Source organism: Microbacterium altimontanum (assembly GCF_058349865.2).
Genome location: NZ_JBYRJB020000004.1, coordinates 107283 through 128534 on the forward strand (window position 1 = coordinate 107283; position 21252 = coordinate 128534).

General features: G+C 71.0%; 21 protein-coding genes and 2 tRNA genes. 14 read left to right on the forward strand and 9 right to left on the reverse strand.

Translation table 11 applies throughout. The features are described 5' to 3' along the window. Nucleotides 1-43 precede the first annotated feature (43 nt). The 6 genes from AC3RX1_RS07785 to ligA all read left to right on the forward strand — a co-directional run bounded on the left by AC3RX1_RS07785 (nucleotide 44) and on the right by ligA (nucleotide 7978). Entirely contained in the window at nucleotides 44-1132 is a 1089-nt protein-coding gene (locus tag AC3RX1_RS07785) for a VIT1/CCC1 transporter family protein (protein ID WP_491500660.1), read from the forward strand. Nucleotides 1133-1199: 67 nt separating this feature from the next. Next, nucleotides 1200-1643, forward strand: coding sequence for a DUF2871 family protein (locus AC3RX1_RS07790; RefSeq protein ID WP_491500661.1), 444 nt, complete (start codon nucleotides 1200-1202; stop codon nucleotides 1641-1643). Beyond that, nucleotides 1640-3262: an MFS transporter gene (locus tag AC3RX1_RS07795; RefSeq protein ID WP_491500662.1), complete on the forward strand. Its 1623-nt coding sequence runs from the start codon at nucleotides 1640-1642 to the stop codon at nucleotides 3260-3262. Before AC3RX1_RS07790 ends, AC3RX1_RS07795 begins: the two co-directional genes overlap by 4 nt. Before the next feature lie 22 nt (nucleotides 3263-3284). Further along, the gene (locus AC3RX1_RS07800) at nucleotides 3285-4454 is read left to right on the forward strand and encodes a cysteine desulfurase family protein (RefSeq protein ID WP_491500663.1); all 1170 of its coding nucleotides are present in this window, start codon (nucleotides 3285-3287) and stop codon (nucleotides 4452-4454) included. Nucleotides 4455-4535: 81 nt separating this feature from the next. Beyond that, a complete protein-coding gene (gene mnmA, locus AC3RX1_RS07805; protein WP_491500664.1) occupies nucleotides 4536-5633 on the forward strand; it encodes a tRNA 2-thiouridine(34) synthase MnmA in 1098 nt (365 codons plus the stop codon). Between the two features lie 29 nt (nucleotides 5634-5662). Further along, nucleotides 5663-7978, forward strand: coding sequence for an NAD-dependent DNA ligase LigA (ligA, locus tag AC3RX1_RS07810; protein WP_491500665.1), 2316 nt, complete (start codon nucleotides 5663-5665; stop codon nucleotides 7976-7978). 576 nt (nucleotides 7979-8554) lie between these two features. Here ligA and AC3RX1_RS07815 read toward each other — a convergent pair. Both AC3RX1_RS07815 and AC3RX1_RS07820 read right to left on the reverse strand, forming a co-directional pair. After that, entirely contained in the window at nucleotides 8555-10414 is a 1860-nt protein-coding gene (locus tag AC3RX1_RS07815) for a DEAD/DEAH box helicase (protein ID WP_491500666.1), read from the reverse strand. Then, a complete protein-coding gene (locus AC3RX1_RS07820) occupies nucleotides 10411-12117 on the reverse strand; it encodes a long-chain-fatty-acid--CoA ligase (protein WP_491500667.1) in 1707 nt (568 codons plus the stop codon). Before AC3RX1_RS07820 ends, AC3RX1_RS07815 begins: the two co-directional genes overlap by 4 nt. 79 nt (nucleotides 12118-12196) lie before the next feature. Here AC3RX1_RS07820 and gatC point away from each other — a divergent pair, with 79 nt between their 5' ends. The 7 genes from gatC (at nucleotide 12197) to AC3RX1_RS07855 (ending at nucleotide 18460) form a co-directional block, all read left to right on the forward strand. Next, on the forward strand, nucleotides 12197-12496 hold the full coding sequence (gene gatC, locus AC3RX1_RS07825; RefSeq protein WP_491500668.1) for an Asp-tRNA(Asn)/Glu-tRNA(Gln) amidotransferase subunit GatC: 300 nt from the start codon (nucleotides 12197-12199) through the stop codon (nucleotides 12494-12496). Next, nucleotides 12493-14019, forward strand: coding sequence for an Asp-tRNA(Asn)/Glu-tRNA(Gln) amidotransferase subunit GatA (gene gatA / locus AC3RX1_RS07830; protein ID WP_491500669.1), 1527 nt, complete (start codon nucleotides 12493-12495; stop codon nucleotides 14017-14019). Before gatC ends, gatA begins: the two co-directional genes overlap by 4 nt. Continuing rightward, nucleotides 14019-15518, forward strand: a complete 1500-nt coding sequence (gene gatB / locus AC3RX1_RS07835; RefSeq protein ID WP_491500670.1) for an Asp-tRNA(Asn)/Glu-tRNA(Gln) amidotransferase subunit GatB — start codon at nucleotides 14019-14021, stop codon at nucleotides 15516-15518. Before gatA ends, gatB begins: the two co-directional genes overlap by 1 nt. Before the next feature lie 58 nt (nucleotides 15519-15576). Further along, the gene (locus tag AC3RX1_RS07840) at nucleotides 15577-16839 is read left to right on the forward strand and encodes a DNA polymerase IV (RefSeq protein WP_491500671.1); all 1263 of its coding nucleotides are present in this window, start codon (nucleotides 15577-15579) and stop codon (nucleotides 16837-16839) included. 43 nt (nucleotides 16840-16882) lie between these two features. Next, entirely contained in the window at nucleotides 16883-17203 is a 321-nt protein-coding gene (locus AC3RX1_RS07845) for a hypothetical protein (RefSeq protein ID WP_491500672.1), read from the forward strand. Then, nucleotides 17178-17771: a nucleoside/nucleotide kinase family protein gene (locus AC3RX1_RS07850; RefSeq protein ID WP_491500673.1), complete on the forward strand. Its 594-nt coding sequence runs from the start codon at nucleotides 17178-17180 to the stop codon at nucleotides 17769-17771. Before AC3RX1_RS07845 ends, AC3RX1_RS07850 begins: the two co-directional genes overlap by 26 nt. A 107-nt stretch (nucleotides 17772-17878) precedes the next feature. Beyond that, nucleotides 17879-18460 carry an iron transporter gene (locus AC3RX1_RS07855; RefSeq protein ID WP_491500674.1) on the forward strand — a complete coding sequence of 194 codons (582 nt, stop codon included), beginning with the start codon at nucleotides 17879-17881 and terminating at the stop codon, nucleotides 18458-18460. 16 nt (nucleotides 18461-18476) lie between these two features. Here AC3RX1_RS07855 and AC3RX1_RS07860 read toward each other — a convergent pair whose 3' ends face one another. From AC3RX1_RS07860 to AC3RX1_RS07885, 6 genes are all read right to left on the reverse strand, one after another. Continuing rightward, complete coding sequence (locus tag AC3RX1_RS07860; protein ID WP_491500675.1) at nucleotides 18477-18962, reverse strand: DUF2017 family protein; 486 nt, start codon at nucleotides 18960-18962, stop codon at nucleotides 18477-18479. Further along, complete coding sequence (clpS, locus tag AC3RX1_RS07865; RefSeq protein ID WP_491500676.1) at nucleotides 18959-19264, reverse strand: ATP-dependent Clp protease adapter ClpS; 306 nt, start codon at nucleotides 19262-19264, stop codon at nucleotides 18959-18961. The genes AC3RX1_RS07860 and clpS overlap by 4 nt, the downstream gene beginning before the upstream one ends. Further along, nucleotides 19255-19605 carry a metallopeptidase family protein gene (locus AC3RX1_RS07870; protein ID WP_491500677.1) on the reverse strand — a complete coding sequence of 117 codons (351 nt, stop codon included), beginning with the start codon at nucleotides 19603-19605 and terminating at the stop codon, nucleotides 19255-19257. Before AC3RX1_RS07870 ends, clpS begins: the two co-directional genes overlap by 10 nt. A gap of 110 nt (nucleotides 19606-19715) precedes the next feature. Next, nucleotides 19716-19791 (reverse strand) — tRNA-His (locus AC3RX1_RS07875). A 37-nt stretch (nucleotides 19792-19828) separates the two neighbouring features. Beyond that, nucleotides 19829-20455, reverse strand: coding sequence for an oligoribonuclease (gene orn / locus AC3RX1_RS07880; RefSeq protein WP_491500678.1), 627 nt, complete (start codon nucleotides 20453-20455; stop codon nucleotides 19829-19831). Nucleotides 20456-20507: 52 nt separating this feature from the next. Next, a tRNA-Arg gene (locus tag AC3RX1_RS07885) sits at nucleotides 20508-20580 on the reverse strand. A gap of 103 nt (nucleotides 20581-20683) precedes the next feature. On the opposite strand from AC3RX1_RS07885, the gene AC3RX1_RS07890 reads away from it, so the two are divergent. Then, nucleotides 20684-20896, forward strand: coding sequence for a methyltransferase (locus AC3RX1_RS07890; RefSeq protein WP_491500679.1), 213 nt, complete (start codon nucleotides 20684-20686; stop codon nucleotides 20894-20896). 52 nt (nucleotides 20897-20948) lie between these two features. On the opposite strand, the gene AC3RX1_RS07895 is transcribed toward AC3RX1_RS07890, so the two are convergent. Continuing rightward, complete coding sequence (locus AC3RX1_RS07895; RefSeq protein ID WP_491500680.1) at nucleotides 20949-21206, reverse strand: hypothetical protein; 258 nt, start codon at nucleotides 21204-21206, stop codon at nucleotides 20949-20951. Nucleotides 21207-21252 lie beyond the last annotated feature (46 nt).

Genomic DNA, 21252 nt, shown 5'->3' on the forward strand with positions numbered 1-21252 from the left:
CGACGCCGGTAGCCTCGAACGGCCCGCCACCCGAGGAGACGCCGTGACCACCCCTGCCCCGCCCGCACCGGGCGACCGCCGCCGCTGGGCGCAGTACCTCGTGAACGAGCGCGCCGAGGCGCGCGTCTATCGCGAGCTCGCCGGACGTCGCTCCGGGGAGGAGCGCGACATCCTGCTCGCGCTCGCGGAGGCCGAGGGACGGCACGAGGCGCACTGGCTCGCGCTGCTCGGCGGCGAGCCGGCATCCCCGCCTCGTGCGTCGGCACGCACGCGGCTGCTGGGATGGATGGCGCGGCACTTCGGCTCGATCTTCGTCCTCGCCCTCGCGCAGAACGCGGAGGGACGGTCCCCGTACGATGCCGACCCGCATGCCACCGCTGCGATGGCCGCGGACGAGAAGGTGCATGAGGAGGTCGTGCGCGGCCTCGCCGCCCGAGGCAGACGGCGGCTGTCGGGAGGATTCCGCGCCGCGGTGTTCGGCGCGAACGACGGTCTCGTGTCGAACCTCGCGCTCGTCATGGGCATCGGCGCCACCGGTGCGGCGCCCCAGTTCGTCCTGTTCAGCGGGCTCGCAGGCCTCCTAGCCGGTGCGCTGTCGATGGGCGCGGGCGAGTACGTCTCGGTCCGCTCCCAGCGGGAGATGCTCGACGCGACCGAACCAGCGGAGTTCGCAGCCGGGATCCTGCCCGACCTCGATCTCGATGCGAATGAACTCGCCCTCGTGTACCGATCCCGCGGGATGACCGCCGACGACGCGTTCGCCCGTGCTCAGCGGGTGCTCGACAGGGCGCGCAGGCCCGAGGCCGCGGCTGCGCACACCGGCCCGGTGGCGCTCGGCGACGACCATGAGGTCGTGGGCGGAGCCTGGCGGGCGGCGGTGTCGAGCTTCCTCTGCTTCGCCTCGGGCGCGGTCATCCCCGTCCTGCCGTGGATCTTCGGGATGGCAGGCCTGCCCGCGGTCGTCCTCGCGCTGGCGCTCGTGGGCATCGCCCTCCTGGGCACCGGCGCCGTGGTGGGGCTGCTGTCGGGCGCGCCACCGCTGCGCCGTGCGCTGCGCCAGCTGCTGATCGGCTTCGGGGCGGCCGCCGTGACCTACCTCCTCGGTCTGCTGTTCGGGGTGAGCCTGGGCTGACGGGCCGGCACCACTTTCCTTCAGATACACTGAAGCTATATCAGTGTTACTGAAGGATGGGAGTCCCATGAAGCACTCGCAGCGCTTCCTCTTCGTGGCCACGGCCGCCTACCTGGTGCTCGGGCTCGGTTCGGGCCTCGCGTACCGCGAGCTCACCAAGCACGCGGGCCTCGCCGAGGGTCAGCCGCTCCAGCTCGGCGTCCTGCACACGCACCTCCTCACCCTCGGGTTCGTGGTCGGGCTCGTGGTGCTCGTCCTCGACAGGGTGTTCGCCCTCGGGCGCAGCAGGCTCTTCCCGGTCTTCTTCGGGGTGTACAACGCCGGCGTGATCCTCAGCGCCGCGATGATGGCGGTGCACGGCGGGATCGTCCTGTCCGGAGGCACTCCCACGGCGGCTACCGCGGGGATCGCCGGGATGGGCCACATCCTGCTGAGCATCGGCCTCGGCGTCCTCGTCGTCATCGTCGGGCAGGCGGTGTGGACGCGGCGCCCGCAGGGGCAGCTCGAATGACGGTGACCCGGTCGCCGGAGACGGCCGTCGCGCCGAGCCGCCGCGACTGGCTCGGTCTCGCCACCCTCGCATCCGGACTCGGCATGATCGTGCTCGACGGCACGATCGTCGGCGTCGCGCTTCCCGAGATCGTGCGTGAGCTGCGTCTCACGCTCAGTGACGCGCAGTGGGTGGGGAGCCTGTACGCGGCGATCCTCGCCGCGCTCCTCCTGTCGGCCGGTCGGCTGGCGGACCGCTGGGGACGCAGGCGGCTGTTCCTCACCGGCATCGTGGTGTTCATGGCCGGCAGCGGGTGGGCGGCGGCCGCGGCCGCAGCGGGACCGCTGATCGCTGCGCGCGCAGTGCAGGCGGCGGGCGCGTCGCTCATCCTCCCCACGACGCTGTCCAGCGTGAACGCGACGTTCCGGGGGAGATACCGGGCGGCGGCGTTCGGCGTGTGGGGCGCGGTGATCTCCGGCGCCGCGGCGGTCGGGCCGCTCATCGGCGGTGCGCTGACCGAATACGCGTCGTGGCAGTGGATCTTCCTCGTCAACCTGCCGCTGGGAGCGCTCGTGCTGGTCGCGGCGCTGCTCACGGTGCGCGAGACGAGCGACAGTCGTCCTGACGGCGGTCCGGACATCGGCGGCGCGGTCCTGAGCGCCGTCGGATTCGCCGCCCTCGTCTTCGTCGTGATCGAGGGCCCCGATCTCGGCTGGTGGAGACCCCGACGCGACGCCACGCTGTTCGGTCTCACCTGGCCGGCGACGGCATCCGTCTCACCCATCCCGCCGCTGGCGGCGGTGGCGATCCTCGGGATCGTCGGGTTCGTCCTGTGCGAGGCCGCCCGCGCCCGGGCGGAGAGGTCGGTCCTTCTCGACCTGTCGCTGTTCCGGCTCGCGACGTTCCGCTGGGGGAACGTGACGGCCGGGGCGGTCGCGGTCGGCGAGTTCGCGATCGTCTTCGTCCTGCCGCTGTACCTCGTCAACGCCCGCGGACTCGACGTGATGCAGGCGGGGCTCGTGCTGGCCGCCATGGCGCTCGGCGCGTTCGTGTCAGGCGCGCTCGCGCGGCACCTCTCAGCACGCCTGGGCGCCCCCGCCGTCGTTCTCGTCGGCCTCGCGCTCGAGGTCGTGGGTATCGCCGCCGTCGCGCTTCTCGTGCAGCCGGATGCGTCGCCGTGGCTCATCGCGGGACTGCTGGCCGTCTACGGACTGGGCCTCGGATTCGCATCGGCGCAGCTGACCGGCACCGTGCTGCGCGATGTGCCGTCCCGGCAGTCGGGGCAGGGGTCGGCGACCCAGAGCACCGTGCGACAGGTGGGCAGCGCCCTGGGCACCGCCCTCTCGGGCGCCGCGCTCTCGGTCGCCCTCGCCGTCACGCTTCCCGCCGCGACATCCGACGCCGGGCTCACCGGCGGCCGCGCCGAGGAGCTCGTCGCCGCGACGCGCACCAGCGCCGGCGCCACGATCGCGCAGCTGCGTGGACAGCATGCCGACGCGATCGTCGCCGCCCTGTCGGCGGGCTTCGCCGATGCCACGCGCATCGCACTGCTCGTCGCCGCGGTCTTCCTCGTGCTCGGATTCGCCGGCGCCGTGCGCGTGCGGGTCGCCGCAGGGACGCTGGCGCGCGCCGAGGACTGATGCGGCGTGCGAGAGTGGAACGGTGACGGTCTACCTCGACGACGCCGCATCGGCGCCGCTGCGTCCTGAGGCGCGCGACGCCTGGCTCGAGGCATCCCAGCGCGTCGGAAACGCCTCGTCGATCCATCGCGCCGGTCAGGATGCGCGCCGCCTGCTCGAGGAGTCGCGGGAGCGCCTGGCGGCCGTCCTCGACTGCGACCCCATCGAAGTCGTCCTGACCTCCGGCGGCACGGAGTCCATCAACACCGCGCTGAAGGGCCTCTGGTGGGCTCGCGCGGCCGGCACCGATGCCGTCGTCCTTCCCGACGGCGAGCACCACGCCACCCTCGACACGGTGGAGTGGCTGCACACCCACGAGGGAGCCGTCGTGCGGCCGGTGGCGCTCGACGCCATCGGCAGGATCGGCGCCTACGCGTTCGCCGACGCCCTTCCGGGTGCGGCCCTCGCGACAGCTCTGGTGGCGAACAACGAGGTCGGTACCGTCAGCGACGCCGCCGCACTCGCCGCGGCCGCCGCCGCCGCGGGTGTCCCGCTGCATCTCGACGCTGTCGCGGCCTTCGGGCACATCCCGGTCTCGTTCCGCACCTGGCGGGGTCACGCCGCAGGCGCCACGGGACTCTCCACTCTGAGCGTGTCGTCGCACAAGGTCGGCGGCCCGATCGGGGTCGGTGCCCTCGTGGTGTCGCGCCATGCCGCTCCCGCCGCGCTCCTGCACGGCGGGGGCCAGCAGCGCGGCCTGCGCAGCGGCACACAGGATGTTCCGGGAGCGGCGGCGTTCGCCGTCGCCGCCGAGCTCGCGCAGGCGGAACGGGAGAACGAGGCGGCACGACTTGCCGCCCTCCGCGACAGGCTCGTCGACGGCATCCTCCGCTCCATCGACCGCGCGGTGCTGCTCGGCGACCCGGTCGACCGTCTCCCCGGCAACGCCCATGTGCTGTTCCCCGGCGCGCTCGGCGAGACGCTCCTGTTCCTGCTCGACAGCGCCGGCGTCTGCGCCTCGACCGGATCGGCGTGCCAGGCCGGCATCCCCGAGCCGTCGCACGTCGTGACCGCGATGGGGCGGACGGATGCCGAAGCCCGCCAGGTGCTCCGGTTCACGCTCGGTCGCACGACGACGGGGGCGGACGTCGACGCCGCCCTGGCAGCGCTGCCGTCGGCGGTGGAGCGCGCCCGCGCCGCCGGTCGAGGCTGAGTCACCGCAGCCCGGACGCCGAGGGAGACCCGGCCCACGCGGTCCGGCCGGCACCCAGCTCGGCGCTCCTACACTGGAGGGATGCGGATTCTCGCGGCGATGAGTGGCGGCGTCGACTCCGCCGTCGCCGCGGCACGCGCGGTCGAGGCGGGGCACGACGTCGTCGGCGTGCACCTCGCGCTCTCCCGGGCGGGCGGCACGCTGCGCACCGGCAGCCGGGGCTGCTGCACGATCGAGGACGCCATGGACGCCCGCCGCGTCGCCGACGTGCTGGGCATCCCGTTCTACGTCTGGGACTTCTCCGAGCGGTTCCGCCAGGACGTCGTCGACGACTTCATCGCCGAGTACCAGGCCGGGCGCACCCCGAACCCCTGCATGCGGTGCAATCAGCACATCAAGTTCGCCGCGCTCCTCGAGCGCGCACGGGAGCTCGGGTTCGACGCCGTCTGCACCGGGCACTACGCGGCACTCGTCGACACCCCCGACGGCCGAGAGCTGCACCGCGCGTCGGAGGCGGCGAAGGACCAGTCGTACGTGCTCGGCGTTCTCACGGCCGAGCAGCTCGCCCACACCTACTTCCCCCTCGGCGACACGCCGTCGAAGGACCTCGTGCGTGCGGAGGCGGAGCGCCGGGGGCTGGCGGTCGCGCAGAAGCCCGACAGCTACGACATCTGCTTCATCCCCGACGGCGACACACGCGGCTGGCTCGCCGACAAGGTCGGCACCGCCGACGGGGAGGTCGTCGACCGGACGGGCGCTGTCGTCGGCACGCACCACGGCGCCCACGCGTTCACCGTCGGCCAGCGGCGCGGACTTCAGCTCGGCGTGCCGGCCCCCGACGGCAAGCCCCGCTTCGTGCTCGAGGTCCGGCCCGTCTCCAACACCGTCGTCGTCGGGCCGAAGGAGGCGCTGGCGTGTGCGGAGATCGCGGGGGAGCGGTTCAGCTGGGCGGGCCGTCCGCAGCCCGACGGCGCGTTCGCCTGCGACGTGCAGATCCGCGCGCACGCCGACCCGGTCCCGGCGCAGGCCGAGCTCGCCGACGGGGTGCTCACCGTGCGGCCGACGCATCCGTTCGACGGCGTGGCTCCGGGGCAGACGGCGGTGCTCTACGACGGCACCCGGGTCATCGGGCAGTTCACGATCGACCGCACGGTCTCCGCCGTCCCCGTCGACGCGTGAACGTCGGCGGCCGCTCGTAGACTCGAGCCGTGGCGCAGAACATCTCACGGGACGACGCTCGCACCGAGGCTGAGAGCCTCACCACGCGCATCCTCGAGGCGAAGGACGCGTACTACGGGCGCGACACGTCCCTCGTCGACGACGCGACGTACGACGGGTGGATGCGGCGGCTCGCCGAGCTCGAGCGGCTGTACCCGGAACTGCAGGGCCAGGACTCGCCGACGCAGATGGTGGGTGCCGCGGAGGCGACGGGCCTCGACACGATCGAGCACGCGGAGCGCATGCTGAGCCTCGACAACGTGTTCTCCGTCGAGGAGCTGCGCGACTGGGCCGTGAAGACGCAGGCGGCGGCCGGCCGCGAGGTGGCATGGCTGACCGAGCTGAAGATCGACGGCCTCGCGATCAGCCTCCGCTACGAGAACGGCGTGCTCACCTCGGCGGCCACCCGCGGCGACGGGCGGGTCGGCGAGATCGTCACCGAGAACGCACTGCGTCTCGCCGACATCCCGCCCCGCCTGTCGGGCACGGGGCATCCGCCGCTGGTGGAGGTGCGCGGCGAGGTGTTCATCCCCGTTGCGGCGTTCGAACGGCTGAACGCCGCCCAGGCCGCGTTCCGCGACCGCGCGTACGACGACGCCCTGGCGCGATGGACGGCACGCGGCGGTGCGAAGAAGCCGTTCGACGAGGAGAAGGCGAAGGCCGCGGCGGCGCGGCGCTTTCCGGCGTTCGCCAATCCGCGCAACGCCGCCAGCGGCGGACTGCGCCAGCAGCTCGACAAGAAGGAAGGCCTCGAACACGAGGCCGGGATGCTGCGCGTCGAGTCGCTCTCGCTGTATGTGCACGGCATCGGCGCCTGGGAGAACCCGCCGGTCGCGACCCAGAGCGAGGTCTACGAGCTGCTGGCGCAGTGGGGTCTGCCGACGAGTCCGCACACGAAGGTGTGTCGAACGATCGACGAGGTCGTCGAGTTCGTGTCGTACTACGGCGAGCATCGGCACGACATCGAGCATGAGCTCGACGGCATCGTCGTGAAGGTCGACGAGCTCGCCCTGCACGCCGAGCTCGGACAGACCAGCCGGGCGCCGCGGTGGGCGATCGCCTACAAGTACCCGCCGGAGGAGGTGCAGACGAAGCTGCTCGACATCGTCGTGTCGGTGGGTCGCACCGGCCGGGCGACGCCGTTCGCCGTGATGGCTCCCGCGCACGTGGCGGGATCGGTCGTACGCCAGGCGACGCTGCACAACAAGGACGTCGTGAAGGCGAAGGGCGTGCTGATCGGCGACACGGTGGTGCTGCGCAAGGCCGGCGATGTCATCCCCGAGGTCCTCGGCCCCGTCGTGGAGCTGCGGGACGGCACGGAGCGCGAGTTCGTCATGCCCGAGCGATGTCCGGAGTGCGGATCCGTCCTCGCCCCGGCGAAGGAGGGCGACATCGACCTGCGCTGCCCGAACACGCGGTCGTGCCCGGCGCAGGTGCGCGGGCGCGTCGAGCACATCGGCTCGCGTGGGGCGCTCGACATCGAGGTGCTCGGCGAGGTGACGGCGGCGGCCCTGACGCAGGCCGAACCGCCGGCGGTGGCGCCGCTCGACACGGAGGCCGGCCTGTTCGACCTGACTCTGGACGAGCTCGTGCCGATCTCGGTCGTGGTCCGCGACGCGGAGACGGGACTGCCGAAGGAGGACGACGACGGCGTCGTGAAGACACGCAGCCCGTTCCGCCGCAACCCGACGCCGCAGGAGCGGAAGGCGGGTCTCGACGGCCCACAGCCCTCCTCGGCGGCGGTGAAGCTGCTCGCGGAGCTCGAGAAGGCGAAGACGAAGGAGCTCTGGCGGCTCCTCGTGGCGCTGAACATCCGGCATGTCGGTCCGGTGGCGGCTCGCGCGCTCGCGCAGTGGTTCGGGTCGCTCGACGCCATCCGCGACGCATCCGTCGAGGAGCTCGCGGCCGTCGAGGGCGTGGGCGGCATCATCGCGGAGTCGCTGCGCGACTGGTTCGACGTGGACTGGCATCGGGAGATCGTGGAGCGCTGGGCTGCGGCCGGCGTGCAGTGGGCGACGCCGGGTCACCCTGGCCCGGGAGCGGCGGCCGATGGCGGGGGAGTGCTCGACGGGATCACCGTCGTCGCGACGGGATCGCTCGAGGGCTACACGCGGGAGGGCGCGCAGGAGGCGATCATCGCCGCGGGCGGCAAGGCCGCGTCATCCGTCTCGAAGAAGACCGACTTCGTCGCCGCGGGCCCCGGCGCTGGCTCCAAGCTCGCGAAGGCCGAGGACCTCGGAGTCCGGATCATCGACGCCGCGCAGTTCAAGGTCCTCGTCGAGCAGGGCCCCGCCGCGCTCGACTGACCCGCGCGCCCGTCGCTTCACCGCGCTGCAGAGCGCCTCGGACCTCCCCGGGCTGCTCGCACCTGCCTGGGCCGTGTCGGCAGCGTGCCGCTGCTGCAAACCGCCGGCGCCGCCGAATGCTGTCGCATCCTGCTGATGCGTCAGGATTCTTCCCGGTGCGGCAGTCTTCCGCTGATGCGCCAGGAAAAAGGTGGCGCATCAGCGGGAACCTGTAACCCCGCGCCTCCGCCGTGGCCCGCGCGCTCACAGCTGCCCACCGTGGCCGTCGCCGGGCTCCTCGCACCTCCGCGGGGGTGCCGGCACTGTGCCGCTGCCAAGAAACCGTCGGCGCCGCCGAATGCTGTCGCATCCTGCTGATGCGTCAGGATTCGTCCCGGTGAGGCAGTCTTCCGCTGATGCGCCAGGAAAAGGGTGGCGCATCAGCGGGAACCTGTAGCCCCACGCCCCCGCCGTGGCCCGCGGCGCCCGCAGCGGCCCACCGTGGCCGCCGCCTCCGCCGTGGCCGCCATGGCCGTCGGCGGAAGCGGGCGCCGGCCGCAACCGTCGCGAGACACGACCGCGCGCGCCGCCCTCGGCTCAGTGCTTGTGGCGGGGCTTCCGCTGCGGCCGGTCCTCGCGCTGCGGCCGGTCGTCGCGCTGCGGCCGTTCGTCGCGGGCGGCACGCGGCGGACGTCGATCGTCGCGATCGAATCCTCCCTCGCGAGGAGCACGGCGCCGGTTCGGAGCGCCCCGGTCGGGCCGGATCTCGATGAGCCGCCCCGAGATGCGGGTGTCGCGCAGCCGCTCGAGCACCGCCGGGTCGAGATTCATCGGCAGCTCGACGATCGAGAAGTCGGGCTTGATCGCGATGGCGCCGAAGTCGTCCCGCCGCAACCCGCCCTCGTTGGCGAGCGCGCCCACGATCTGCCGCGGCTCGACGCGGTGGCGTCGCCCGACCTCGATGCGGTACGGCGCGTAGTCGCCCCGACCGCGCCGGGGTTCGCGCGGCTCGCGTTCGCCCCGACCGGAGCGCTCGCCCTTCGAGGACCGCTCCCGCGGCGGCCGTCCCGCCGCGTCGACGGACGCCGCGAGCGGGTCGTTGCCCGGGTCGAGCAGCAGCGGTGTCTCACCCTGCGCGACGACGGCGAGGGCCGCCGCCACGTCCGACTCCGGCACGTCGTGGTGGCGCACGTAGTGGTCGATGATGTCGCGGAACGCCTCGATGCGACCGGTCGCCTCGAGCGCCGCCGTGATCGCGTCGTCGAAGCGGGCGAGACGCGTCGTGTTGACGTCTTCGGTCGTCGGCAGCTGCATTTGCGCCGGCTCCTGGCGCGTCGCCCGCTCGATGTGCTTCAGCAGGTAGCGTTCACGTGGCGTGATGAAGCTGATCGCATCGCCCGAGCGCCCTGCCCGGCCCGTCCGGCCGATCCGGTGCACGTACGATTCGGTGTCGGTCGGGATGTCGAAGTTGATGACGTGGCTGATCCGCTCGACATCGAGGCCGCGGGCCGCGACATCCGTCGCCACGAGGATGTCGAGCTTGCCGTCCTTCAGCTGGTTCACCGACCGCTCGCGCTGCGCCTGGGGGACGTCGCCGTTGATCGCGGCGGCGGAGTAGCCGCGGGCGCGCAGCTTCTCCGCGAGCGTCTCGGTCTCGTTCTTCGTCCGCACGAACACGATCACGCCGTCGAAGTTCTCCACCTCGAGGATGCGCGTCAGCGCGTCGACCTTCTGCGCGTACGACACGACGAGATAGCGCTGCGTGATGTTCTGGTTCGTGGTGGTCTTCGTCTTGATCGCGACCTCTTCCGGGTCGCGCAGGTACTGCTGGGCGAGCCGGCGGATCGCTGCCGGCATCGTGGCCGAGAACAGCGCCACCTGCTTGTCCTCGGGCGTCTGCGCGAGGATCTGCTCCACGTCCTCCGCAAAGCCCATCTTGAGCATCTCGTCCGCCTCGTCGAGGACGAGGTACTTCAGCTCGGAGAGGTCGAGGGTGCCCTTCGCCTGGTGGTCCATGATGCGGCCGGGAGTTCCGACGACGATGTGCACCCCGCGGCGCAGCGCCGACAGCTGCTGCCCGTACCCCTGACCGCCGTAGACGGGGAGCACGTGCACGCCCTTCATCCGCGCGGCGTACGACTCGAACGCCTCGCAGACCTGGAGGGCGAGCTCGCGCGTCGGCGCGAGGACGAGCGCCTGCGGAGTCTTCTGTGAGAGGTCGAGCCGCTCGAGGACGGGAAGGGCGAAGGCGGCGGTCTTGCCGGTGCCGGTCTGCGCGGTGCCGAGCACGTCGCGACCGCCGAGCAGCAGCGGGATCGTTGCCGCCTGGATGGCCGACGGCGTCTCATAGCCGAGGTCGTGGATCGCCGCGAGCACGGGCCCGGCGATGCCCAGCTGCTCGAACCCGGGCTTCTCCGGTTCGGCCGGAGCCGCGGCATCCGTTGTCGTGTCGGTCATGATCCGGCTCCTGTCAGTTCGAGCAGCTTCTCGCGCACCTGGCGGCGCAGCACCTTGCCCATGAGGTTCGTCGGCAGCTCGTCGACGACGAAGACCCGGCGCGGGACTTTGTAGGGGGTGAGGATGCCCCGGGCGAAGGCGCGGATGGCCTCGACGTCGGGCTCGGCGACGTCGGGCGAGAGGACGAGGGCGGCGACGACCTCTTCGCCGGAGTGCTCGCTCGGCAGGCCCACGACAGCGGCGTCGTCGACGTCCGGATGCTGGCGGAGTGCCGACTCGACCTCGGTGGGCGCGACGTTGAAGCCGCCGGTGATGATGAGCTCCTTGATCCGGTCGACGATGCGCACGAATCCCGCGTCGTCGATCGTCACGATGTCACCGGTGCGGAACCAGCCGTCGACGAAGACCGCCTCGGTCTCCTCGGGCTTGCCGTAGTAGCCGCCGAACACCTGCGGTCCGCGCACGACGAGTTCCCCGGGCGTTCCCGGCGCGACATCCTGCGTCGGGTCGTCGGGGTCCACGACGCGGCACTCCGTCCCCGGCATGGGCAGGCCGACGGTGCCCGGCACGCGATTGTCGGCGACGGGGTTGGCCATGAGCACCGGCGAGCATTCCGACAGACCGTAGCCCTCCACGAGGTACCCGTCTGACGCCTTCTCGAACGGCACGACCAACTCGTGAGGGAGCGCCATCGCGCCCGAGATGGCGATCTCGGTGCCCTTCAGCGAGACGCCCTTCTCCTGCGCCGCCTTGAGGAGACGATCGGCGATGGGTGGCACGAGCGGGAGGAAGGTCGCCGGATGCTTCTTGGTGACGGCGAGCACCATGTCGGCGTCGAACTTCGGGAACAGCACGAGCCGGGCGCCCATCGACATGGCGAAGGTGAGGCACAGCGTGAGGCCGTACGCGTGGAACATGGGCAGCACCGCGTAGACGACGCATCCGTCGCCTCGGACGATCTGCGGGACCCAGGCGCGCGCCTGGGCGGCGTTGGCGAGCAGGTTGCGGTGGGTGAGGGAGGCGCCCTTGGGGGTGCCCGTCGTGCCGCTCGTGTACTGGATGATCGCGAGGTCGTCGGTCGCGGGGGCCGGGTGGGCGGCGGACAGCGGCTCCGCGGCGACCAGCTGCTCCCACCCGATCGTCCCGGTGACGCGCTCATGCAGGGCGTCGCGCGAGGCGCGCGCTTTGGCGACCGGCAGCTTGAGCGCGAGGCGGGTGCCGAGCGGCATCGCCTTCGTCACGTCGACCGTGACGAGGTTCGTGACGGCGAGGTCGGCGGGGAAGCTCTGGACGGTCTTGGCGACCTTGCTCCACACGATCGCGGTCTTCGCGCCGTGGTCCTCGAACTGCTTGCGCAGCTCGCGGGGCGTGTAGAGCGGATTGTGCTCGACGGCGACCGCGCCGAGGCGCAGGATCGCGTAGAACGCGACGATGTGCTGCGGGCAGTTCGGCAGCACGATCGCGACGCGGTCGCCGGCGCCGACGCCGAGGGCCTTCAGTCCCGCCGCCGCTCGGTCGATCTGGTTCTGCAGCTCTCGGTAGGTCGTCACCCGGCCGAAGAACTCGAGGGCCGGTGCGTCGGGATAGTCGCGCGCGGATGCGGCGACGATGTCGACGAGCGAACCGCTGACCGGGTCGAGGTCTTCCGGTACACCGGCGGCATAGCTGGCGGTCCACGGGCGGGGCGGGTCGAACGTCGTCACCGATCCAGCCTACGCGTCCCGTATGCCCACCAGAGGCGGTCGGCCGGGGCCGGCATCCGGCCGCCCATAGACTGGAGGGGTGTCTGAAATCACCCCCGATCTCGTGCGCCATCTCGGTGTGCTCGCTCGCATCAAGCTGAGGGACGCCGAAGTCGAGCGCCTCACCGGTCAGCTCGACGTCATCGTCGACAACATCGCGAAGGTCTCGAAGGTCGCCACCCCCGACGTGCCCGCGACGAGCCACCCCATCGCACTGCAGAACGTGTTCCGGCCCGACGAGGTCGGCGAGACGCTGACCCGCGAGCAGGCGCTGCAGAACGCCCCGGATGCCGCCGACGGCCGCTTCCGCGTCACCGCCATCCTCGGAGAAGAACAATGACACAGCGAGGAGCAGTGGGCGACATCATCACGCTGACCGCCGCCGAGCTCGCCGACAAGCTCGCCTCGGGTGAGGTCTCGTCCGTTGAGGCGACGCAGGCTCACCTCGACCGCATCGCCGCCGTCGACGGCGACGTGCACGCCTTCCTGCACGTGAATGAGAAGGCACTGGATGCGGCGGCCGACATCGATCGTCGCCGCGCGGCCGGGGAGAAGCTCGGCCCCGTCGCCGGCGTGCCGCTCGCCGTCAAGGACGTGCTCGTCACGACCGACATGCCGTCCACGAGCGGATCGAAGATCCTCGAGGGCTACATGTCGCCCTTCGATGCGACGGTCGTCGCCCGCTCACGTGCGGCTGGGCTCATCCCGCTCGGCAAGACGAACATGGACGAGTTCGCCATGGGCTCCTCGACCGAGCACTCCGCGTACGGCCCCACGCACAACCCCTGGGACCTCGATCGCGTTCCCGGCGGTTCCGGCGGCGGATCGGCCGCCGCCGTCGCAGCCTTCGAGGCGCCGCTCGCCCTCGGGTCCGACACGGGCGGCTCGATCCGCCAGCCCGCGCACCTCACCGGCACCGTCGGCGTCAAGCCGACGTACGGCGGCGTCAGCCGCTACGGCGCGATCGCGCTCGCCTCATCCCTCGACCAGGTCGGTCCCGTGACCCGCACGGTGCTCGACGCCGGCCTCCTGCACGACGTCATCGGCGGGCACGACCCGTACGACTCGACGTCGCTCACCGACGACTGGCCGTCGTTCGCCGACGCCGCCCGCGAGGGCGCAACCGGTGCCGTCCTGAAGGGGCTCAAGGTCGGCGTCGTGAAGGAGCTGCCCGACAGCGGCTTCCAGCCGGGCATCGCGCAGTCGTTCCGTGACGCGCTCGCGCTGATGGAGGCGCAGGGCGCTGAGATCGTCGAGATCAGCGCTCCGCACTTCGAGTACGGAGTGGCCGCCTACTACCTGATCCTGCCGGCCGAGGCATCCAGCAACCTCGCGAAGTTCGACTCCGTGCGCTTCGGCCTGCGCGTGAACACCGGCGGCACGGTCGAAGACGTCATGGCTGCCACGCGCGACGCCGGCTTCGGCGACGAAGTCAAGCGTCGCGTCATCCTCGGCACCTACGCCCTCTCGGCCGGCTACTACGACGCGTACTACGGCTCGGCACAGAAGGTGCGCACGCTCATCCAGCGCGACTTCGACGAGGCGTTCACGCAGGTCGACGTCATCGCCACTCCGTCGGCGCCCACCACGGCCTTCAAGCTCGGCGAGAAGATCGACGACCCGCTGCAGATGTATCTCAACGACCTCACCACGATCCCGGCGAACCTCGCCGGTGTGCCCGGCATCTCCATCCCGTCGGGCCTCGCCGCGGATGACGGATTGCCGGTCGGCATCCAGTTCCTCGCGCCCGCCCGCGAGGACGCCCGCCTGTACCGGGTCGGCGCCGCCACCGAAGCACTGCTCGTCGACTCGTGGGGCGCTCCGCTGCTCGAGAAGGCACCGATTCTGGGAGGGACGCACTGATGGCCGCAACCAAGCTGATGGACTTCGACAAGGCCCTCGAGCTGTACGAGCCGGTGCTCGGCTTCGAGGTCCACGTCGAGCTGAACACCAAGACGAAGATGTTCTCCGCGGCGCCGAACTCGTTCGGCCGCGAGCCGAACACCGACCTCGCCCCCGTCGACCTGGGCCTTCCCGGATCGATGCCGGTGGTGAACGAGCAGGCGGTGCGGTATTCGATCAGCCTCGGCCTCGCACTCGGCTGCTCGATCGCCCCGTCGAGCCGCTTCGCGCGGAAGAACTACTTCTACCCCGACCTCGGCAAGAACTACCAGATCTCGCAGTACGACGAGCCGATCGCCTTCGAGGGCCAGGTCGAGGTCGAACTCGCCGACGGCACCCTCGTGCAGGTGCCGATCGAGCGCGCGCACATGGAGGAGGACGCCGGAAAGCTCACGCATGTGGGTGGGTCGACCGGTCGCATCCAGGGCGCCGAGTACTCGCTCGTCGACTACAACCGTGCCGGTGTGCCTCTCGTCGAGATCGTCACCAAGCCGATCTTCGGCGCCGAGCACCGCGCCCCGGAGCTCGCGGCAGCGTACGTGCGCACGATTCGCGACATCGTGATCGCGCTCGGCATCTCGGACGCCCGCATGGAGCGCGGAAACCTGCGCTGCGACGCCAACGTGTCGCTGCGTCCCCGCGGGCAGGAGAAGCTCGGCACCCGCACGGAGACGAAGAACGTCAACTCCATGCGCTCCGTCGAGCGTGCTGTGCGCTATGAGATCCAGCGTCAGGCGGCGATCCTCGCCGACGGCGGCTCGATCACCCAGGAGACCCGGCACTGGCACGAGGACACCGGCACCACATCGCCCGGCCGCCCGAAGTCGGATGCCGACGACTACCGTTACTTCCCCGAGCCCGACCTGCTTCCGGTGGTGCCGTCGCCCGCGCTGATCGACGAGCTTCGCGCGGCCCTGCCCGAGCCGCCGGCGACCCGCCGTCGTCGTCTGAAGGGGGAGTGGGGCTTCACCGACCTCGAGTTCCAGGATGTCGTGAACGGCGGCGTGCTGGCAGAGGTCGAGCAGACGATCGCGGCCGGCGCCGCCCCGGCCGCTGCGCGCAAGTGGTGGACCGGCGAGATCGCCCGCCTCGCGAACGCCGCCGACCGTGAAGCGAGTGATCTCGTCGAACCGGTCGCCGTCGCCGAGCTGCAGAAGCTCGTCGACGCGGGGACGCTCACCGACAAGCTCGCCCGCCAGGTGCTCGAGGGAATGGTCGCCGGCGAGGGGACCCCGCAGGAGATCGTGGACGCGCGTGGGCTCGCCGTCGTTTCGGACGACGGCGCGCTGATCGCGGCGATCGACGAGGCGCTCGGGGCGCAGCCGGACGTGCTCGCGAAGATCAGGGACGGCAAGGTGCAGGCCGCCGGGGCGATCATCGGCGCGGTGATGAAGGCGATGCGCGGCCAGGCCGACGCGGCTCGCGTGCGCGAGCTCATCCTGGAGCGCGCAGGCCAGTAGGCGCATCCGCCGTCACCTGCCGAGGCGGGATGTCGGCGGCTCCGGGGAGAATGGACGCATGGGACGCGGTGACGGCACGGGCAGGCGTGTCTCGCCGGAGGGTGCGGACGACGCCGGGGCAGGCATCCTGCACGTGGACATGGATGCGTTCTACGCATCCGTCGAGGTCCTCGACGACCCGTCGCTGCGCGGCAAGCCCGTCATCGTCGGAGGTGCCGAGGGCCGTGGCGTCGTGTCCAGCGCGACGTACGAGGCGCGCCGATTCGGCGTGCGCTCGGCCATGCCCGTGGGACAGGCGCTGCGGCTGTGCCCGACTGCGATCGTCGTTCCGCCGCACTTTCCGCGCTACCTCGAGTTCTCGGAACGCGTGATGGCCATGTTCCACGACATCACCCCGCTCGTGGAGCCGCTGTCGATCGATGAGGCGTTCCTCGACGTGCGCGGCGCGCGGCGCCTGTGGGGAACGCCGGGTGTCATCGCTCGGATGCTGCGAGCCCGCGTGCGCGAGGAGACCGGGCTGACGTGCAGCATCGGGGCCGCGGCCACGAAGCATGTCGCGAAGATCGCGTCGACGATGAGCAAGCCCGACGGACTGCTCATCGTGGCCGAGTCGGACACGCTCGACTTCCTCGCGCCGCTGAGCGTCCGCACGATGTGGGGTGTGGGTCCGCGGGCGGCGGAGGCGCTCGAGGGCAGGGGCATCCGCACCGTGCGCGATCTGCGCCAGACTCCGTACGGCGTGCTGGAGCGTGCCATGGGTCCTGCGATGGCCCGCCGTCTGACGCAGCTGGCGCGGGGAGAGGACGCACGCCAGATCGAGCCGGATCGCGTGGAGAAGAGCGTCGGCCACGAGGAGACGTTCCAGACCGACATCGCGGACGGCGGAGTGCTCCGAGCCGAGCTGCGCCGGCTCGCCGACCGCGTCGGTGCGCGTCTGCGGCACAACGGCTGGGAGGCGGCGACCGTGTCGATCAAGGTGCGCTTCGCGGACTTCACGACCCTCACCCGCACGCAGACGCTGGCCGAGCCGAGCGCAGTCGGGCAGCGGATCGGCGCCGCGGCGATCGAGCTGTTCGACGCGCTCGAGCGCCCGCTTCCGGTCCGGCTGATCGGCGTCCGCGCCGAGCGGCTGCAGCCGGCCGGCGGAAGAGGCCTTGCGCTGTGGGACGACGACGAGGAATGGCGGCAGGTCGAGGGCGCGCTCGACGACGCCATCGCGCGATTCGGCACGGGCGCTGTCACGCGGGCTGCCTTCCTGGGCGCGAAGCGCGACGTGGGCGGCGTGACGCATCATCCCCCGCAGCGGCGCCGGGAAGCGTGACGTGGGGCTGGGCAGCGGGCGCTCAGGCGGCTAGCGTGGGAGCATGCCAAACATCGCACTCGAGCTCGGCAAGCAGGCGGCATCCTTCGGGGTGAACAGCGCGTACGGGGAACAGCAGGACGTCGACGGCGTCCGCGTCATTCCGGTGGCCCTCAGCTGGTCGGGCTACGGCGGGGGATCCGATGAGTCGGGCAACGGCGGGGGTGGCGGGGGAGGATACGCGATCCCGCTGGGCGCCTACGTGCGCCGTGGCGACGACCTGCGCTTCGAGCCCAACATCGTCGCGTTCCTCGCTGTCGCGATCCCGTTCGTCTGGGTGTGCGGACGTGCGCTGAGTCGTGTCGTCCGCGCCCTCAAGAAGTAGTGCGGATGCCGTCGGCGGTGCTCTCGATCGTGCCGCCGACACGCTCGTCCAGGCGGTCACCGCGTCGGAGCGTGCATTCCCGATCGTCCTGATCGACGGCCGCAGCGGTGCGGGCAAGTCCACGCTCGCTCGTCTGCTCGTCGCCCGCTGGCCCGGCGCCGCACCCGTTCAGCTGGTCGCCCTCGATTCCGTCTACCCCGGGTGGGATGGGCTCGATGCCGGCGTGGAGCTCGTGCGGGACGACATCCTCGCGCCGCATGCCGATGGCCGCGTCGCCCGTTGGAGGCGCTGGGACTGGGTCGCCGAGCGCCCGGCCGAAGCGTACGCCGTCGACCCCGAGCTGCCGCTGATCGTCGAGGGATCCGGCATCCTGACGCCCGAGACGGCCGTGCTTGCGGCGGTGCGGGTCTGGGTGGAGTCCCCGGAGGGCTCCCGCCGGAGCCGGGCGCTCGACCGCGACGGCGAGGCGTTCCGTCCGCACTGGGGTCGCTGGGCTCGGCAGGAAGACGAGCACGTCCGTCGCGACCGGCCCGCGACCCTCGCCACCCACACGTTCCTCGTGCCGTGACTAGCACGCGTCGGCGGACGACGAAAGGCCATGTCCGCTCGCGCATCCGATCCGTACCGTCGGAGTGAGCAGGGCGCGGGTGCGCCCGGATGATGAGGAGAAAGACGATGGATGCCGAACGACCGCCGATGGATCCCGACACCTCCGAAGCGACCGCGCGTCAGCTGGAACTCGCCGTCGCCGAGGGCGACGCCTATCAGAAGGCGCTGGAGTACATGGTGCAGCACGTGGCGCACGGCGGCGGCACGCAGCGGGCCGGCGACTACCTCATCGGGTACGCCGTGGAGGACGCCGAAGGCATGTACAGCTTCGACGACGGCACCCTCACGTGGAACAACCCCGAGGAGGAGAACGCCCACATCGAGATCGCGGTGTGCGACGGCGGCGACGGGCGGTTCGTCCCGGGTGCCCGGGTGACGCTCACGGTCGTGACGCCCGACGGGGAGGAACTGGGGCCGCACGAGCAGGTGCTGGTGTGGCATCCGATGATCTATCACTACGCACGCAACTGGACGCTGCCCAGGGACGGCGAGTACACGCTGCGGGTGCACGTCGATCCGCCCACGTTCATGCGGCACGACGAGGTGAACGGTCGCCGGTTCATCGAGCCGGTGGACGTCGAGTTCACCGGGGTGAAGATCGAGCGGGGTGCTGAGCCGGTGACTCCGCCGGCCGAGAAGGACTCCTGAGCCGAGCGGCGACGGTTCAGTCGTCCTCGGCGGCCTCGAGGAGCATCTCGAGACGGTACCCGAGCCATTCGTAGATCCCGAAGCGTGGGTCGGCCGGATCGTGGTCGCTCTCACTGCGGATCCCCAGGCGCGACGCGAGGACGAGCCGGAGGGCCGCGAGGGTGCGCAGCCACGACTCCACCTGGTCGAGCGAGAGGTCGACCACCATCACGTCGAGTGGCTCGCTCTCCTCGGCGGCCGACGGGTCGGCGAGGGTCCGCAGGACTTCGTCGGCGTCGGTGTCGCGCCGCGCGAGGATATCGTCGGCCGTGAGGTGCCGGAACTCCTCGGCCGCGGCCGGGTCGTCGCGGTAGGCGTCGGGGACGAGGCGCAGCAGTGCGTCGTCCGATGGACGTCCGGTGCCGGAGTCCTCGTCCTGCAGAAGCTCGCGGAACTGCCGGACCAGCTCGCCGAGGTGGGTCGCCTCCATGCGGGTGATCTCCATCACGACCGTACGGGTCATTCGGGCGCCTTTCGGATCGTGGCCCAGAGGCCGTAGTCGTGCATGGCCTGCGCGTGCAGCTCCATCTGCTCGCGCGGTCCCTCCGACACGACGGCGTGGCCCTCGTGGTGGACGGCGAGCATGAGGCGGGTCGCGACATCCTTCGGATAGCCGAAGTACTCGCGCAGCACGCGGACGACGTAGCTCATCAGGTTGACGGGATCGTTCCACACGACCGTCTGCCACGGGCGGTCGGGCGCAACGTTCGCATTGAGGTCGATGTCCTCGCGAAGATCGGGGCTCGCGGGTGTGCTCATGCCCATCCCAACTCGTGGAGGCGGGTGTCGTCGATGCCGTAGAAGTGGGCGATCTCGTGCACGAGGGTGGTGTGCACCTCGTCGCGCAGCTCACTCTCGGTCTCGCACTCGGCGAGGTGCGGCTCACGGTAGATGATGATGCGGTCGGGAAGCTCGCCGACGCCGTACCGGTCGCGTTCGGTCAGGGCCCATCCGTCGTACAGCCCGAACAGGTCGAGGCTGCCGTCCTCGGGACGGTCTTCGACCACGAACACGATGTTGTCGAGCCCGTCGACCATGTCGTCGGGGAGGCGGTCGAGCTCGTCGGTCACGAGGGCTTCGAACGCATCGGCATCCATCTGAAGCATCGTGCGGTCAGCTCCTGCGCGCGGGGAAGGGAACTCTTCCATCCTCGCAGACTCGTGCACGTCCGTCGCGAGCGCCGGACCGACGCCCGCGGTGGGAGGCGCGCACAGTATGGGGTGAGTAACGGGGCTTGAACCCGCGACCTCCTGGACCACAACCAGGCGCTCTACCAGCTGAGCTATACCCACCGTGACCCCGCCGGAACGGGGCAACCAGAAGATTCTCTCACACGTTCGAGGCGAACGACGACACGGTGGCGGCGGCGACCGCCTTCGCATCATCGCTGTTCGGCCCCGGCTGGGCGACGAAGACGGCGTCTCGGTAGTAGGCGAGCTCGCGGATCGATTCCTTGATGTCGGCAAGGGCGCGGTGACCGCCGTCTTTGAGGGGAGCGTGGATGTACGCCCGGGGGTACCAGCGCCGGGAGAGCTCTTTGATGCTGGATACATCGACGTTGCGGTAATGCAGCCAGGTGTCCACGTCGGGCATGTACTTGGCGAGGAACATCCGGTCGGTGCCGATCGTGTTGCCGGCCAGCGGCGCCTTCCCCTTCAGGGGCACGAACCGGCGGATGTAGGCGAGGGTCTGCGCCTGCGCTTCGGCGAGCGTCACGCCCTGGGGGATCTCCTCGATGAGGCCCGATGTGGTGTGCATCTTCGTGACGAAGTCGTTCATATGCGTCAGCGACGCCTCGCTCGGCTTGATCACGATCTGGAAGCCCGGGTCGACCGGCTGAAGGTTGAAGTCCGTCACGACGACGGCGACCTCGACGAGCTCATCGACCGAGAGGTCGAGGCCCGTCATCTCGCAGTCGATCCAGACGAGCCGGTCGTTATCGGATGATCCCACCATGACTTCATCCTAATGAGGACCCCGGACGACGCCCCATGAGTACGGGAAACGGCCCCCCCGGGAGGATTCGAACCCCCGACCTGGCGGGTAGAAACCGCTCGCTCTGTCCCCTGAGCTACGGAGGGATGGGTGAGACAAGGCTACCTGGAACCGAGCACGGTCGGGAACCGGCCTGGTGGACCCGGGCGGGCTGGCGTACGGTCGGGGAAACGACGGAGGGAGTTCGTGATGGACAAGACCGAGCAGCGTCACGCCGTGTGGGTCGCGTATGGTCCGACGGGAGTCGTCGGCAGCATCAGGGAATCCGACGACGGCTTCGTCGTGACGATGGCGGGAGCGGATGCGTCGCTGGGGTCGTATCCCACGATGGATGTCGCGAAGTCCGCGCTCTATTCGGCGATGCCCGCGGGAAGCGACTGGCCGCGCTTCGAGCAGCACTGAGTCCGAGCGCCTTCTCCCAGGCCGGGGCCAGGTGTCGCTCGGCCGCGGCGTCTCATCGCCCCGCGCGAAGGCAGTCCACGGCGTCGTCGAGCGACCAGAAGCCGCCGAGTTCGAGAAACCCGCGCGAGGCCGGGCGATAACGCAGCGCGCGGTAGCGCACTCCCTGCATCCCGGGCCGGGTGTCGACGTGTCCGATGATGAGTCCCGACGCATCCAGAACCCGCCACCGCCCGGGACCGATCGGCAGAAGCGTCGTTCCCCCTCGACTGCGGTGCGCCGCCCGACCGGGGCTTGCGATTGCTGTGCTCATGTGCACCTCCTGGTTCGAAGTTATGTCCGACCTCCGACATCGCCGC